This is a genomic window from Cognatishimia sp. WU-CL00825, assembly GCF_040364665.1.
Taxonomy (GTDB): Bacteria; Pseudomonadota; Alphaproteobacteria; order Rhodobacterales; family Rhodobacteraceae; genus Cognatishimia.
Map to the genome: position 1 here is coordinate 19,308 of NZ_BAABWX010000003.1, position 15,680 is coordinate 34,987.

13 protein-coding genes and 1 tRNA gene are annotated in these 15,680 nt (G+C 54.5%); 5 read left to right on the forward strand and 9 right to left on the reverse strand.

Going from position 1 to position 15,680, the window contains the following annotated elements; translation table 11 throughout:
- Positions 1 to 130 precede the first annotated feature (130 nt).
- Positions 131 to 205 (forward strand) — tRNA-Val (locus ABXG94_RS12280).
- 69 nt (positions 206 to 274) lie between these two features.
- Positions 275 to 400, forward strand: coding sequence for a type B 50S ribosomal protein L36 (ykgO, locus tag ABXG94_RS12285; RefSeq protein WP_024810264.1), 126 nt, complete (start codon positions 275 to 277; stop codon positions 398 to 400).
- A 102-nt stretch (positions 401 to 502) separates the two neighbouring features.
- Here ykgO and ABXG94_RS12290 read toward each other — a convergent pair whose 3' ends face one another.
- The 3 genes from ABXG94_RS12290 to ABXG94_RS12300 form a co-directional block, all read right to left on the reverse strand.
- Entirely contained in the window at positions 503 to 1,507 is a 1,005-nt protein-coding gene (locus ABXG94_RS12290; protein ID WP_353534572.1) for a Hint domain-containing protein, read from the reverse strand.
- Positions 1,508 to 1,645: 138 nt separating this feature from the next.
- Positions 1,646 to 3,274: a peptidoglycan-binding domain-containing protein gene (locus ABXG94_RS12295; RefSeq protein WP_353534573.1), complete on the reverse strand. Its 1,629-nt coding sequence runs from the start codon at positions 3,272 to 3,274 to the stop codon at positions 1,646 to 1,648.
- Positions 3,275 to 3,418: 144 nt separating this feature from the next.
- Entirely contained in the window at positions 3,419 to 4,639 is a 1,221-nt protein-coding gene (locus ABXG94_RS12300) for a phenylacetate--CoA ligase family protein (protein ID WP_353534575.1), read from the reverse strand.
- 106 nt (positions 4,640 to 4,745) lie between these two features.
- On the opposite strand from ABXG94_RS12300, the gene ABXG94_RS12305 reads away from it, so the two are divergent.
- A complete protein-coding gene (locus tag ABXG94_RS12305) occupies positions 4,746 to 5,609 on the forward strand; it encodes a hypothetical protein (protein WP_353534576.1) in 864 nt (287 codons plus the stop codon).
- Between the two features lie 5 nt (positions 5,610 to 5,614).
- Here ABXG94_RS12305 and ABXG94_RS12310 read toward each other — a convergent pair whose 3' ends face one another.
- The 6 genes from ABXG94_RS12310 to ABXG94_RS12335 form a co-directional block, all read right to left on the reverse strand.
- Positions 5,615 to 6,439, reverse strand: a complete 825-nt coding sequence (locus ABXG94_RS12310) for an ABC transporter ATP-binding protein (protein ID WP_353534578.1) — start codon at positions 6,437 to 6,439, stop codon at positions 5,615 to 5,617.
- A gap of 60 nt (positions 6,440 to 6,499) precedes the next feature.
- Positions 6,500 to 7,783: an ABC transporter substrate-binding protein gene (locus ABXG94_RS12315; protein ID WP_353534579.1), complete on the reverse strand. Its 1,284-nt coding sequence runs from the start codon at positions 7,781 to 7,783 to the stop codon at positions 6,500 to 6,502.
- 84 nt (positions 7,784 to 7,867) lie between these two features.
- A complete protein-coding gene (locus tag ABXG94_RS12320) occupies positions 7,868 to 8,944 on the reverse strand; it encodes a branched-chain amino acid ABC transporter permease (protein WP_353534580.1) in 1,077 nt (358 codons plus the stop codon).
- Between the two features lie 58 nt (positions 8,945 to 9,002).
- Positions 9,003 to 9,989, reverse strand: coding sequence for a branched-chain amino acid ABC transporter permease (locus ABXG94_RS12325; protein ID WP_353534581.1), 987 nt, complete (start codon positions 9,987 to 9,989; stop codon positions 9,003 to 9,005).
- Between the two features lie 32 nt (positions 9,990 to 10,021).
- The gene (locus tag ABXG94_RS12330) at positions 10,022 to 10,843 is read right to left on the reverse strand and encodes an ABC transporter ATP-binding protein (RefSeq protein WP_353534582.1); all 822 of its coding nucleotides are present in this window, start codon (positions 10,841 to 10,843) and stop codon (positions 10,022 to 10,024) included.
- A complete protein-coding gene (locus ABXG94_RS12335) occupies positions 10,840 to 12,819 on the reverse strand; it encodes an AMP-binding protein (RefSeq protein WP_353534584.1) in 1,980 nt (659 codons plus the stop codon). Before ABXG94_RS12335 ends, ABXG94_RS12330 begins: the two co-directional genes overlap by 4 nt.
- Before the next feature lie 188 nt (positions 12,820 to 13,007).
- On the opposite strand from ABXG94_RS12335, the gene ABXG94_RS12340 reads away from it, so the two are divergent.
- Together ABXG94_RS12340 and ABXG94_RS12345 are read left to right on the forward strand one after the other, a co-directional pair.
- Complete coding sequence (locus ABXG94_RS12340) at positions 13,008 to 14,927, forward strand: hybrid sensor histidine kinase/response regulator (protein WP_353534585.1); 1,920 nt, start codon at positions 13,008 to 13,010, stop codon at positions 14,925 to 14,927.
- Positions 14,927 to 15,628: a response regulator transcription factor gene (locus tag ABXG94_RS12345; protein WP_353534587.1), complete on the forward strand. Its 702-nt coding sequence runs from the start codon at positions 14,927 to 14,929 to the stop codon at positions 15,626 to 15,628. Before ABXG94_RS12340 ends, ABXG94_RS12345 begins: the two co-directional genes overlap by 1 nt.
- Positions 15,629 to 15,680 lie beyond the last annotated feature (52 nt).

A 15,680-nucleotide genomic window follows, 5' to 3' on the forward strand; every position in this document is an offset into this window, starting at 1 on the left:
AGCATAGCCCAAAAAAGATAATTGCCGAAAGCCCTTGATCCCCTCTGCGACTCCTTTTATAGACCGCTCCACCAGCGCGGGGTTTCCGCGCTCCTTTTTATTAAGGGGCGAAGTTCTGCAAAGGTTTCATGGGCGATTAGCTCAGCGGTAGAGCACTTCGTTGACATCGAAGGGGTCACAAGTTCGATCCTTGTATCGCCCACCATGAATTCACTGGCCCACTCTGGGCCGCCCGTAACAGGCGCACGCCGCGCCGCGACTAAGGAGAAGACCCATGAAGGTCAAGAACTCACTCCGCTCGCTCAAGCAGCGTCACCGCGATTGCCGTGTTGTGCGCCGTAAGGGCCGCGTTTACGTCATCAACAAGACGCAACCGCGTTTCAAAGCACGTCAGGGTTAATTTCCCGACGCCGTTTTGGCAGAGATAGAAGGCCGCTCCTTTTTGGAGCGGCTTTTTTTATGGCAGAAGGATGTTTGCCAGCTGGATATCAACTTGTGGATATCAACTTGGCAACACGTCTTTTTGAACGGGTTGCTGGTTTTTGGCCAAGCGATTGACCAATGCCTTTTGTTTGCTATCGCTGGGAATGTGGCGCGCCGCGGCGATCTTTAACTTCGGGCGACGTTTGAGATCAGGAAACAGCGCAAACAACTCGCTTCGGGCCTCTGGCGATATCGATTTCAAAGCCTCGGGACCAGTATAAAGGCTTTCGGTGGCCGCACCTTCGGCAAAGATGATTTCGTGCTGATCAAACACCAAGTGAAAATAGGTGACAGCGCTTGCGGTGCTATCGACATATATGCCGGGCAAAGAGGTTAATTTGATTGCGGGCACAAGCACTTCGGGCTGATCAAACATGCGCGAAACCACGGGGGTATTCACCACCATGCGATGTTGGCGCGAGACTTTGAGGTCGCGTTTTGGCAAGCCATGGCCCAGCGCGCCTGACACAATGCAGATCGGTTGTAGCTTGGGGTTTTCCGCCAGTCGCGCAGCTGACAATTCGGTGGAAAGCACCATACGTAGCGTCAGGTGTTGCCCGTCTTGGCCCAGCACAGACATGCCAGCCTTGAGGTTTTCGACCGGGATCAAACCCATCGGAGTGTCAACCTGTGTGCCCTTGACCAAACAGGGTGGCCCGAGGTCTGCGACATCCAATTCGCCGGTTGAAGACACATAGGTTGTCGACACCAGATCAGAGTCCTCTAAGACACTGCCGTCGGTAGGGGTGAACACCTGGGTGCCATCTGAGAGATAGAAGGTTGTGCCGGTTATTGTGGTGGTTCCGCCCCCCGCCAGATCCACGGTGATTGTATCGCCGGGATAGGCCCGCGTGACATCCAGCCCGTTGATTGTATCGGGGGTTGATCCTGTGCTGACGCTGCCAATGTCACCGTCATCATCCTGGTCGACCATTTCATATTTTTGCACGGTCAAAGTGGTGCCCACCGCGGGCGGAGCATAGGGATCAATTATCCAAAACTGGTCTGTATACGTCGCGGGCATGACGTGTCCTTTGCTGGCTGTTGATGGGCCAAAAACAACGAATCGTGGCCCAAATCTGAGGTCAACAGCAAGTATAGTGTGCAAATAGGGCCATTTGTGGGCATCAGGTGCCTGCAAACCTAAGCGGCTTTTGCAAGATTATCGCCCCAGCAACAGCTGCAACATAGTGGCCTGATTGACATAACCCGTGGGCTGCATATTGCGCGACTTTTGCAGTTGGCGCAAAGCCGCGCGGGTCTGTTCGTTGAAATTGCCGTCCACCGGGCCGGGATCAAGCCCAAGGCGCGACAGGCGGGTTTCAATCAGCAAGCGCGCCGCTGAGTTGCCCACCACAGATTGCTCGGCGCGCAGATAGCGTTTGCGCGCTTCATCATCGCTGGCCTGACTGCGTAGGGCTGACAAACGCGCCTGAGCTTCGGGCGCAAAGAGCCCGTTTGGAAAATCGTTAAGGAAGTTTTGATAGGCCCGTTCGGTGTTTTGCGTGCTGGCTGTGTTCCAAGCGGTGCGTTCCAGCTGATCTTGGGTTGGGCGGCGCGCGTTTTCGATGTCTTGCAGCCGGTCCCGCGCCAGGGTGGCATACACCCCATTGGGGAACTCACGCAAATAGCTGCGATAACCCGCCTCGGTGTCACGTGCCCCGGTATCTTGCCAATAAGCCCGGTCTCTGGCGTCTTGGATGGCGCGACGACGGCGGGCTTCTTCCTCGAGTTCTGCGGCGCGCAAGCGGGCAAATTCCTGTAGGTCGCGCAATTGATCCAAATTGAGATAACCATGAGCCTCATAGCCCGTATCTGCCTGCCAAGCGGCCACTGCGCTGCGCGTGGCAGGGCCAAACACCCCGTCAACTCCGCGCGTGTTATACCCCAAAGTATTGAGGTCTTTTTGAATGTTGCGGCGTTGGGATCGGTTCAAGCCAAGAGATTGTTCTGCTTGTTGAATTTGCGTTTCACGATCTGAAATCTGTTGCGATATCAACCGGCGGGCTTCGGTCACAAAGCGCCCCGTCGGATAGCGGTTCAAATAGGCATCTAGCGCCTCTTTGCTGCCGATGTCTCGCACAGCACTCCAATAGGCCAGCTCGCCCATATCTTGCAAAGGTTGTTGTGGCGTTTCCTCGGGAGTGAAGGCCACATTGCGCGACCGGAAACCGGCGATTGTGGCGCGGCCTGCATTTTGCGCGACCTCTTGCGAAGTGACGCCTGGTTGAAGCAATTGCGAAAGAGACCGCACAACATCTGCTTGCGGGCCAAAGACCGTTGTGACTCCCTGAGGCACCGGGTGGGCCTGTGTGGTTGCTGTCAGATCCGCCAGCCCACTGAGCGGAGCTGGCTGGGTGATCACCGCCAGAACAGCATGCCCCGCCGCAGCCTGCAACGTCGTGTCCATTGAACCAAGCGCAATGGCCTTGCTACCGATGTCAAATCCGTCCGGACGGCGAGCGTCCTGTGCCACAAGCCAATTGTCGCGCCCATCGCTCAGCACGTGACCGCGCAATACGATCAACAAACGCCCGGGTTCCGATTGGGCGCTGGCTTGGGTGGAAAACAAGGCGGCGCGCATGGCACCAAGTCGTGCATCCTTCAGGCGGGTGACTTCGAAACCCGCTTGCTGAAGATCTTGGGACAGGTCCTCTAGGGCACGGTCATTGCGCAGGTCAGGCAAATACCGATAGTCCTGTTGGTCAATGAGCAACGCCAGGTCACGGGCGCCCCCTGCGGTGCCTGCAAAGATAAGACTTGCGGTCAAGGCCGCCATCAGAAAACGCATTTTGGTTCCCCCCTACTTGTGTCAGCACCCCGGTCTCAGTGTGCGCTATAATCAAGGCTAGAGCAAAGATTTGGGAAATTGGCGGGGAAAAATACGAAAAAGCGCGCCCCTAGAGGCGCGCCTTTGACGGGGAGGAAAATCCGTTTAGTCGTATTTGCGCTTGTCTTCGATCACGATGCCATCGTTGGGCAGGGTCCCTGGAGCAACCAATTCGATGCGGCCTTTCAGCTTGAGCAGCCCAACCACACTGTCGCGATAAAGATCGCTGTCACTGACATCGGTTTCAAGTTGCACGGTCATGATATCCATTTCGCCTTCGCGTGAGGCAATCACCCGCGCTTTGGCAACATCCTCATGCCGCTCTACTAGGGCGGCAACCTGCTCGGGGCGCACAAACATGCCTTTGATTTTGGCGGTTTGATCGGCGCGGCCCATCCAGCCTTTGATGCGCATATTTGTGCGGCCGCAGGGGCTTTGCCCCGGTAAAACGGCGGAAAGGTCGCCGGTGGCAAAACGGATCAGTGGGTAATCTGGGTTCAAACTGGTGACCACAACTTCGCCAACGTGGCCGGGGACCACGGGTGATCCAGTGCCCGGTGTGACGATTTCGACAATCACATGTTCATCAATCACAAGCCCGTCGAGGGCGGGGGTTTCATAGGCGATATTGCCCAAATCGGCGGTGGCATAAGACTGAAGGCAAGTGATGCCACGATCAGCGTATTCCTGGCGCAAACTGGGAAAGAGCGCCCCACCCCCAACCACCGCTTTGGTAAAGGCCAAGCGGGTCCCAAGCGCATCGGCGCAATCCAAGATTACTTTTAGGTAATCAGGCGTGCCTGCATAGGCGGTGGCACCAATAGCGTCGGCGGCCTGCACCTGCAGTTCGGTTTGGCCTGTTCCAGCAGGTACAACTGTGGCCCCGACAGCCTGTGCACCGTTTTCAAAGATCATACCAGCGGGGGTCAGGTGATAGCCAAAGCAGTTTTGCACAATATCGCCCCGCCCGATGCCACAGGCATGCAAGAACCGCCCCATGCGCCACCAGTCATGGCTGATTTTTCCGGGCTCGTAAATCGACCCAGGAGACTGGAAGATATGAGAGAAATCCGAAACTGGAATCGCGTTGAACCCTCCGAGGGGTGGGTGTTTGGCCTGAGCCTTTCCGATGTCAGATTTGCGCAAGACGGGCAAAGAGGCCAGCTTATCCGCAGAGGTGATCTCTGCTGCGTCCACATCGGCAAATGCCGCCGCATAGCCCGCCAATGCTTTGACCCGCGCAATTTGTTTGGGCAAAGCACCTGCCAAATCAGCAGCCCTTGCATCCGAAGATCTGGTTTCTAAGTCGTCAAAATACCGGCGCATAGTCCCGATCCTTTTTGATTTTATGAATTTTCGCGGCCCGCACGAAGGATTTGTTTACGTCTTGAAGGCAAGATTTCGCGTGACGCCCACTCAAGAAAGTCGTGCAATGCCAGGAACGTCTGATTCCGTGATGAATGCCGAAACTGCGACAAACTCGTTCACCCACGGGTTTGACCAGCGCTTGCAGTTTCACGAGGATCTGGAATGCATGGAGGCGGATTTTTCGTCTTTCCACTTTGCCAATGCTGACGTTGTGCATCGGTTTTATGATCGCATCGAGCAACGCATAGCCGAGAGCGGCCATAGCAAATGGTTTTTTCTGGTGAATTATTCGCGCTGCCACATCACGCCCAAAGCTTGGCCCACATTTGCCTTGCGCGGCAAACGGCTGAATTTGGCCCATAGTCAGGGATCGGTGCGCTGTGACGCCACCCCGGAAACCCGGCTGGAGATTGAAAGCCGCGCCCAATCCGAGAATTTTGACGCCAATTTGCTGGCGGATCGGGAGTCTGCGTTGAAACGCGTGGCCGAGCTGACCTCTGCGCGCCAAGAAACCCTCGCGCAAGCGCGCACCCCAATGAACGTCGCCGATTTTGACCAACGTTTGCGGTTTGAACCGGATCATCTGATTTTGGAGCTGGATCATTCAGACCTCAGATTTCGAAATGCAGGCGATGTGGATGCCTATTTTGGTTACGTGGAACAACGGATTAAACAGACACGTCGTCGGTGGTTTTTGCTGACTTGCAACACAGGGTTTGAAGTCGATCAGCCCGCATGGATACGTTGGTCATTTCGACTGCGCCGGCTGCTTGAAGGGGCCGCTTTGGGGGCGGTGCAATATGGTTTGTCACCCGAACAGCGCGAAGATTTGGACCGTGTCTCGCTGCAGGTGCGGTTGCACAATACGACTTGCAAGACACGCGCAGAGGCCAAGAAAGCACTGACCGCTGTTCTGGATGACCTGTAGGCATATTAGCTGAGCCACCGTTTGCGGCGACGGTAAGAGCGCACGTCGCGAAAGGATTTGCGGCCTTCTTCGGAAACGCCAAGGTAGAATTCTTTGACGTCGGGGTTTTCACGCAAATCTGCGGCTGGACCGTCCATGACAACGCGGCCTGATTCCAGGATATAGCCGTAGTGGGCATAGCGCAGCGCAACATTGGTGTTCTGCTCTGCCAGCAAAAAGCTAACGCCTTCTTTTTCGTTTACGGATTTCACAATTTCAAAAATCTGTTCAACCAATTGCGGTGCCAACCCCATGGACGGCTCGTCCAGCAGGATGGTTTCCGGTCGGCTCATCAAGGCGCGGCCCATAGCAACCATTTGCTGCTCGCCACCCGAGGTATAGCCCGCTTGGGATTTGCGGCGTTCTTTGAGACGTGGGAAATACGAATAGACCATTTCCAGATCGCGCTGAATGTCGGCGCGATTGTCTGTGCGGGTATAAGCCCCGGTCAGAATGTTTTCTTCAACAGTCAGATGCTCGAAGCAATGCCGGCCTTCCATGACCTGAATCACACCGGTTTTGACAAGCGATGCGGGATCCAGATCCTGCACGCGTTTGCCACGATAAGAAATCGACCCTTTGGTCACCTCTCCGCGTTCAGAATGCAGCAGGTTAGAAATGGCTTTGAGAGTCGTGGTTTTGCCAGCACCGTTGCCACCCAAAAGCGCCGTGATTCCGCCCTTTGGCACATTGAGACTGACGCCTTTCAGCACCAGGATAACGTGATTGTAAATCACCTCGATATTGTTGACCTCAAGCAGGTTTTCTTCGGTTGGGGGCGCGTCAAACATGAGCGTTGTTCCTATATTCAGAAGGTGCCTGGCCGACGGTGCCGGCCAGGCAAACAGAGCTTAGTTGCAGCCCATTTCGATGTTGTTTTCTGCGGCATATGCTGCGGAGTCCGCATCAATCAGCGGCCCAACTACAGAGGCGTCTGCAGGGGCAAAGTCAGAAATCAACGACCAGCTGGCAGCACCGGCATCCCATTGCGCCACTGCAGCCATGCCTTCACCACCGTGGTTGGTGCAGGTAACATTGAATTCTGGACCAAAGTTTGGAAGGCCCGCAGCGGTCATGATTTCCGCATTGATTTCAAGGCTTTCCATCGCATCACGCATCATTGCAGCATTGATGGCAGACGTACCGTTTGCTTTTTGCGCTTGCTTGGCAGCTTCGGCCGCGAGGAAGGCTGCATAGACGCCACGGTTGTACAAAACCGTCCCGATTTGATCGCCTGCACCCGCTGCTTTGCCGCTATCCACAACATATTTCTGGATATCGTCAAATACTGGATAATCATTGCCAACGTTATGAAACTGCAGCGCTTTGTAGCCGTTTGCGCCGTCGCCCGCCGGTTTCACGTCATTCTCGGAACCAGACCACCAGATGCCCATGAAGTTTTCCATGTCAAAACGGATGTTAGCCGCCTCTTGGATCGCAACTTGGTTCATGACGCCCCAGCCCCAGAACAGAACGAAATCTGGACGTTCGCGACGGATTTGCAGCCACTGAGATTTTTGCTCTTGGCCCGGGTAGTCAATTGGGATCGCGTTGAAATCAAAGCCGTGCTTTTCAGACAATGCTTCCAATGTCGGGATTGGCTCGCGGCCATAGGCACCGTTGAAGTGCAGCAATGTGATCTTTTTGCCTTCGAGTGACCCACCGGATTTTTCGAGGAAGTGGTTTACGCCCGCAGAGGCCCCATCCCAATAGTTGGCTGGATAGTTGAACACGTGGCTAAAGACTTTGCCGTTTTTCGCAGAAGTCCGGCCATAGCCCATGGTGTGCAGCGGAATGCCATCTGCGGTGACCTTGGGGATCAGCTGATAGGTGATGCCTGTGGACAAGGGTTGATAGATCAAAGCGCCGGAATCTTTGGTCGCTTCGTAGCATTCCACACCTTTCTCGGTGTTATAGGCTGTTTCGCATTCTGGCACCTGGGTCAATTCCCCACCAATGCCGCCATCGCGTTCGTTGAGCAGCGTAAAGTAATCTGCATAACCGTCGGCAAATGGAATACCACCTGCGGCAAAGGGGCCTGTGCGATAGCTGAGCGATGGGAATACAAGGTCAGCCATCGCAGGGGCTGCTGCCATCGTTGCGCCAAGCGCTAGGGTTGCTAATTTCAATTTCATCGGTGTTTCCTCCCTTAGGTAATCCGACTGATGGGATGTTGATCACCCCTTAAGTGTTAAGTTTTGGTTGCCAGAGGCCCCGCCTTAGTGCGGAAAGGGCCAGAGACGCAGTTTTTCTTTTGCCACGCGCCAAAGCTGGGCAAGGCCATGGGGTTCAAGGATCAGGAATGTGATGATCAGCCCCCCAACAATGATGAATTCAAGATGCGCAGCCATGTCAGTGGGCCATCCAAGCACGCCCACAAGGACGTTTTTCAGCAGCACTGGCAGCAGGACCAGAAAGGCCGCCCCAGCAAAGCTGCCAAAGATAGAGCCCAGACCGCCAATGATGATCATGAAGAGCACCAGAAAGCTTTTGTTGATGCCAAAGCTGTCGCCAGCTTCGGCGGCCCCAAGGTAAACAGCAAAGAGCAATGCACCGGAGATGCCGACAAAGAAGCCTGAGACACCAAAGGCAGAGATTTTGGCCTTAAGTGGGTTCACCCCAATGATTTCGGCCGCAATATCCATGTCGCGAATGGCCATCCATTTACGGCCAACCATGCCGCGCGTCAGGTTGCGGCCAATCAAAGCGCAGGCGGTCAGGAACACCAAGCAGAACAAATAGGTTGCCCAAGCCGAGGTATGCGGACCCGTGACTGCGATGCCAAAGACGGTGCGTTCTGGCGAGTTGATCTGACCTGAAGCTGAATAGTTGTAAAACCACGGCACGCGATTGAACAACCAGACCAGAAAAAACTGTGCCGCAAGGGTAGCCACCGCAAGGTAAAACCCTTTGATGCGCAACGACGGCAGGCCAAACAGGATACAGACCAAGGCGGTGACACCGCCCGCGAGTATGACGTGAAAAAAGATGCTGACTTCGGGGAAACTGGTCATCAACTTGTAGCAGGCATAGGCGCCTACTGCCATAAAGCCACCGGTGCCCAGGCTGACCTGACCACAATACCCAACCAGAATATTCAGGCCAATGGCTGCGATGGAATAGATCAGGAAGGGCAAGAAGATTGCGTTGACCCAATAGTCGTTGATCAGGAATGGCACGACAGCAAAGGCCGCAAACATCACTGCATAGTAACGATAGCGATCAAATTTGATCGGGAACGTCTGGTTGTCTTCGGCGTAAGACGTTTTGAAATCGCCCGCTTCACGATAGAACATGGATCAAAACTCCCGATGTAGTGCTAGGGATGTGAGGGTGAGGGGAAGCTGCGGTAAGCTAGACGCGTTCAATGATCTTCTCCCCAAATAGGCCTTGCGGACGGAACACCAGAAAGATCAGGGCGAGCACGTAAGCGAACCAGTTTTCGGTTGCGCCACCCACCAATGGGCCAATCGCAAATTCAAAGAGTTTCTCGCCAACCCCGATGATCAAGCCCCCAACAATCGCGCCAGGGATGGAAGTAAAGCCACCGAGCATCAAAACGGGTAGTGCTTTCAGAGCGATCAGAGAGAGCGAGAACTGAACGCCTGACTTTGTGCCCCACATGATGCCGGCCACCAGTGCGACGAAGCCAGCCACAGACCAGACCATCACCCAGATGAAGTTCAGGGAAATACCAACAGACAGCGCGGCTTGGTGGTCATCCGCCACCGCACGCATGGCGCGGCCTTGCTTGGTATATTGCGCAAAGATCACCAGCGCTGCGACCAGCAAGGCAGCAATCACCGTCGCCACGATATCAAGGTTGTCGATAAAGAACCCATAGCCGAACCAACCAGCGGTGACTTCGTCAATCACCAGGTTGATGCCCTGGGGCAGCCCAACATCCAGCTTTTTGATCTCGGAGCCCCACATCAGGTCACCGACACCTTCCAAAAAGTATGCCAGACCAATGGTGGCCATAAACAAGATGATCGGCTCTTGGCCGACAAGATGGCGGAACAGGAATTTTTGCACACAAACCGCCAGCACCACCATGACAACCATGGTCAGTGCAATGGCCAGAATGCCGGGGACATGCCAACCAAAGTGATGGATTTCCGTGCCAAAGATCGCATTGATCACATGGGCAAAGGGGATCTGGCCCTCCATGATCCCCACGAGTGTGAGTGCCGAGAACAGCGCCATCACACCCTGAGCGTAGTTAAAGATGCCAGAAGCTTTGTAAATCAGGACAAAGCCCAATGCGACAAGCGCATAGAGCACGCCAGCCATGAGGCCATTCAAAAAGACCTCCATGCCAAAAATTAATTGGTCAGACATGGCGCAGACCTCCGCATTTCGTGAGTGTTGGATTAGTCATGAGCGACCCCCAGATAGGCGTCGATGACGTCTTGGTTGCTGCGCACCTCTTGTGGGGTGCCGTCACCGATTTTCTTGCCGTAATCCATCACAACCACGCGGTCAGACAGATCCATGACAACGCCCATATCGTGTTCGATCAGGGCAATTGTCGTGCCAAATTCATCGTTTACGTCCAGGATAAAGCGGCTCATGTCCTCTTTTTCTTCGACGTTCATGCCGGCCATCGGTTCGTCCAGCAGAAGAATAGAAGGCTCTGCGGCCAAGGCCCGCGCCAGTTCGACGCGTTTTTTCAACCCATATGGCAGCCGGCCAACAGGCGTTTTGCGGATGTGTTGAATTTCAAGAAAGTCGATGATGCGTTCGACGGCCTCGCGATTTTCGACTTCTTCCGTTTCGGCGCGGCCTTTCCACAGGGCCTGGCTGAACAAGCCGGCATTCATCTGATTGATGCGTCCGGTCATGACGTTGTCGAGCACCGACATGCCTTCGAACAAGGCGATGTTTTGGAAGGTTCGTGCAATGCCTTGACGTGCCACCTGATAGGGGCGCATCGCGGGGCGCGGCTTGCCTTTGTAGATGACCTGACCTTCTTGGGGTTTGTAGAACCCTGAAATAACGTTCAGCATCGAGGATTTACCAGCCCCGTTTGGACCAATGATCGCACGGATTTCGCCCTGACGAATGTCAAAACTAATATCCTGGATCGCGACCACACCACCAAAACGCAGGGTGATGTTTTTCATCTCCATGACAACGCCGCCAATCGTGCGGCCGTCGCTGGTGACATAGCTATCGGGGGTCATATCGTTCATTCTGCAGCCACCTTTTGGATACCAACCGGCACAACTGCAGCATCGCGCAGCTCTAGCGTGGCGCTGATGCTGCCTTTGCGGCCATCCTCGTAAGTCACTTCGGTTGTGGTGTGAATTTCAGAAGACCCGTCATACAGCGCTGTCACCAGATCCGAGAATTTCTCCTCGACAATCTTGCGCCGCACTTTGCGTGTGCGAGTCATTTCGCCATCATCGGCATCAAGTTCTTTGTGCAATACAAGAAAGCGGTGAATTTGGCAGCCTGACAGCATCGTGTCTTCGGCAACTGACTTGTTCACGGTTTCCACGTGCTCTTGGATGGTGTCTAGAACCTTGGGATGTCCAGCCAATTCTTGGTAAGAGGCATAGGCGATGTTATTGCGTTCCGCCCAATTGCCCACCGCGGTGAGGTCGATGTTGATAAAGGCCACGCAGCGATCTTTGCCATTGCCAAACAACACCACTTCCAGGACGTCCGGGAAGAACTTCATTTTGTTCTCGACGAACTTTGGTGCAAACATACTGCCGTCAATCAATTTGCCCACGTCTTTGACGCGGTCAATGATGCGCAGATGGCCAGACTTCTCTTCGATAAAGCCAGCATCGCCCGTGGCAACCCAGCCGTCAGCGTCTTTGGTGGACGCCGTGCTTTCTGGGTTGTTGTAATATTCGACAAATACGCCCGGCGAGCGATAATAGATCTCTCCGGAGTCATCGATCTTAAGTTCGACCTGAGGCGCGGGCACACCGACAGTATCGGCGCGCACCTGACCGTTGGGCTGAAGCGTGATAAACACCGTCGCTTCGGTCTGGCCGTATAGCTGTTTAAGGTTGATGCCGAGGCTGCGGTAGAAATCAAAAAGCTCGGGGCCGATGGCCTCGCCCGCGGTATATCCAACCCGCACCCGAGACAAGCCAAGGGTGTTTTTCAGTGGTCCGTAGACAAATAATTCACCCAGTTTGTACTGGAGCCGATCCCAAAGCCCAACGGATTTACCATCCAAAATAGCTGGACCAACTTTGTTGGCATGCGCCATGTAGTGATCAAACAACCACTTTTTGAAACGTCCGGAATCTTCCATCCGGATCATCACCTCGGTGAGGTGTTTTTCAAATACCGGTGGTGGGGCGAAAAAGTACGTCGGGCCAATTTCACGCAAATCTGCGCTGATTGTGCTTTCAGATTCAGGACAATTGACGCTGAGGCCTGTCCAATAGGCCTGACCGATCGAGAAGATGAAATCGCCAACCCAAGCCATAGGCAAATAGGCAAATACCTCGTCGTTTTTGTGCAGCCCATCAAATTCAGACGCGTTTTTGGCGCTTTCAATGATATTGCGATTAGACAGGACAACGCCCTTGGGCTTGCCGGTTGTCCCAGAGGTATAAAGCATGACGCAGATGCTGTCGTAGGTCAGCTTGGCGCTGCGGCTTTTTAGTTCGCCGATATATTCATCATAGGCAGCGCGCCCTTGGTTTTGGACATGCGAATATTCATGCAATGTTGTGTGGTCATATTTCCGCAGTCCGCGCGGGTCCACATAGATCATGTGCTTAAATTCTGACAGCTGATCAAGAATATCGATGACCTTATCGACTTGTTCCTGATCCTCAACCACGGCGTATTGCGCGCCACAGTTTGCCAAGACATGCGCCATCTCTTCGGCGGCACTGTCTTGGTAGACCGGCACTGGGACAGCGCCAGCGGATTGAATCGCAACCATGGCCCAGTAGAAATAGGGACGGTTGCGGCCGATGATGGCGACAAAATCGCCCTCGCCGACACCGAGGTTGATCAAACCCAATGCAAAGGATTCTATTTCCTGGGCAGCTTCTGCCCAGGTCCAGCTTTGCCAGATGCCAAATTCTTTTTCTCGATAGGCAGCCTTGGTGCCGAACTTTTCGACATTGCGCTGCAATAGTGCGGGGATGGACATAAGCCCATCGGTCGCCTGTGACGACTGTACCAAATTCATTCCTCCCTCAAGCTCACAACTATGAGCTGAAACCGCAGGTGCGATTCTCTACCTTATTAGGCGTGGGTTAATTATTGGTCGTCAACTTTTTCTCGAACATTTCCCAATCCTTACGAATTGTAACAGGTGGGATTTGCCCCTTCCCCAAGGGCATATTGCAGTGCTAGCCAAGAGAGAGGAGGCCGCAAATGTCTGCCAGGACCGATACAACGCAAGCCATGACGATGGCTGGATTGAACCTGATTCAACAGGCGCTCACGATCTATGACAGTGACCTGAAATTGGTTGTGGCCAATGCGCGGTTCCGCGAGATGTTTGAGATGCCCCGTCCGCTGCTAGAGCCGGGGGCCTCTTTTGAAGACACCCTGCGGGTGATCGCTTCGCGGGGGGAATATGGCGACCCAAGCGACGTTGAAGCCTTGGTGCGCGAACGCGTCAGGCGCGCGCTGAATTTTGAACCGCATTACTTGGAGCGTCAAAGATCTGACGGGCGCTGGATCAGCGTAGAGGGTTCGCCTTTGCCCGATGGCGGCTGGGTTGCGGTCTATACCGATATCACCCGCAGCAAACGCCAAGAAGAATTGCTGCGCGGGCGCTCTGAAGAACTGTCAGATCAACTGCTGCGGTATGCCGAAGAATTGTCAGCAGCGAACCGAGAGCTGGAAAGCACTGTGGTCGCGCTGGAAGAAGCCAAGCGCCAATTGATCGAGAGCGAAGCCCGGATGCGGCTAACCGCAGAGATGATGCCCGCCCATATTGCGCATGTCGGACGGGATGGAAACTATACTTATTCTAACCGTCGGCTGACAGCCGTGATGCCTGGCCGCCCCAGCAATATTGTCGGGGCTGCCATCTCAGAAACCATGGGGCGCGCGGCTTTTGAACACATTGAACCGCATCTTATTGCCGCTTTTGGTGGCAGCCCCAGCGTGTTTGAGTTCAATGACGTCTTAAGTGCGCGCCGCATTCGCGTGGCCTTGACCCCGGACGGCGAACCGGACGCAACGCGGGGCGTCTATATTTTGTCGATGGACATCACCGAAGAGACCCAAACGCGGGCCGCCTTGCAGCAAACCCACAGACGCGAATTGGCAGCACAGATGACCAGCGGGTTGGCGCATGATTTTTCCAACTTGCTGACTATCATTTTGGGCATGCAAAGCCGAATGGGCAAAATGACCTTGCCAGACGAAGCTGCCGCACTGGTAGAAGCAACACTGGGTGCGGCGCGGCGTGGCGGCACCCTGTTGAACCGCATCGCTGATATGACCGCTCAGCGCACACCCCAGTTGAAGCCCACCCATATCAAAAACCTGCTAGCAAATTTGGAAACCATCGCCGTTCCCAGCCTGCCTCCGGAAATCTTGCTAGTGATCAAAAATGATTTCCCTGATCGCGCATTGTTGCTGGATCGGGGCATGTTGCAGGACGGTCTTTTGAACCTTGTCCTGAATGCACGTGATGCATGTGGTGACACCGGAAAGATAGAAATTTCGGTTTCGGCTGTGAAAGACACCTGGTTGCAGATTGATGTGCAAGACAGTGGCGGTGGGTTTCCCGATGGGGTTTTGGACCGCGCTTTAGACCCGTTTTTCACCACAAAAGGCAGCGAAGGATCGGGGCTGGGCCTGCCGATGGTTTATGACGCGATCAAGCTGATGGGGGGCGAGATTCGCATTGGAAACAAGGGCAATGGGGCAAGGGTCACTTTGCGCTTGCCGCTGCGGTGGGTGCCCTCGATGTCGACGCCGGGTCTTGCCTTGTTGGTCGAGGACAATCCGGAATTACGCGGCCTGATCCGCGGCATGCTGACAGATATCGGACATATGGTGATTGAGGCGACGCGGGTGGATGAAGCATTATCTTTGTTGGATCAAGTTCCCGGCATTTCGATGGTGCTGTCAGACGTTAAGCTGGAGGGAGCGGCCACGGGTGTTGATCTGGCAAAACAGTTGCATTCAGGTCCGCATGCGATACCTGTGTTCTTGATGACAAGCTTGGCGCAAACCCACCCGCTTTATGTCGAAGGTGCTGCACAAGCACCCATTCTTAGCAAACCATTTGGCGCGAGTGCGCTGGCCAAGTTTTTGGCTCTGGAGGTCATATAATGACGGCACCTTTGGTCACCATTCTGGATGACGAGCCAGAGATACGGCAAATCTTGTCAGATGCTTTGGAAGACGCTGGATTTCGCACCATGAGCTTTGGGCGCGCCACTGAATTTGAAGCGTCGTTGCGCAAATTCACCCCTGATGTGTGTCTGGTTGATCTGAGTTTGCCTGACAAAGACGGCCTGACCTTGGTACATCGGCTTGCGCTTGAGCAGGGTGCAGTGGTGATCATCATTTCTGGACGGGCCCAGGTGCAAGACCGGGTCACGGGCCTGGAACTTGGGGCCGACGATTATATCATCAAACCGTTTGACCCTGCCGAGGTCGTGGCCCGAGTGCGGGCGCGATTGCGGCAAGGAAAACCTGCCGCGGTAAGCTCTAATACCGCGGAATTCAGTGGCTGGACCGCCTATTTTGATCGCTATGTTCTGGTTGACGAAGAGGCCGTTGAAACGCCGTTTAGCCATGCCGAGGGAGAGGTTTTGCGCCTGTTTCTTGACAGCCCAAACCGGTTGATCAGCCGCGCCCAAATGCAAGAGACCCTGGGGGGAGCCGCCGGGGAAAGCTTTGATCGAGCCATGGATGTGCGCATTTCGCGGCTGCGTACCAAATTGCGCGAAGACCCAAAAAACCCGCAGTTGATCAAGACCATTTACGGGGCTGGTTACATCTTTCTAGGGGAAGTGACCTGGATGTAGCGGCAAAAAACTGCTCAACATACAGCGCCTCGAGCCAAAGAAAACACAATAT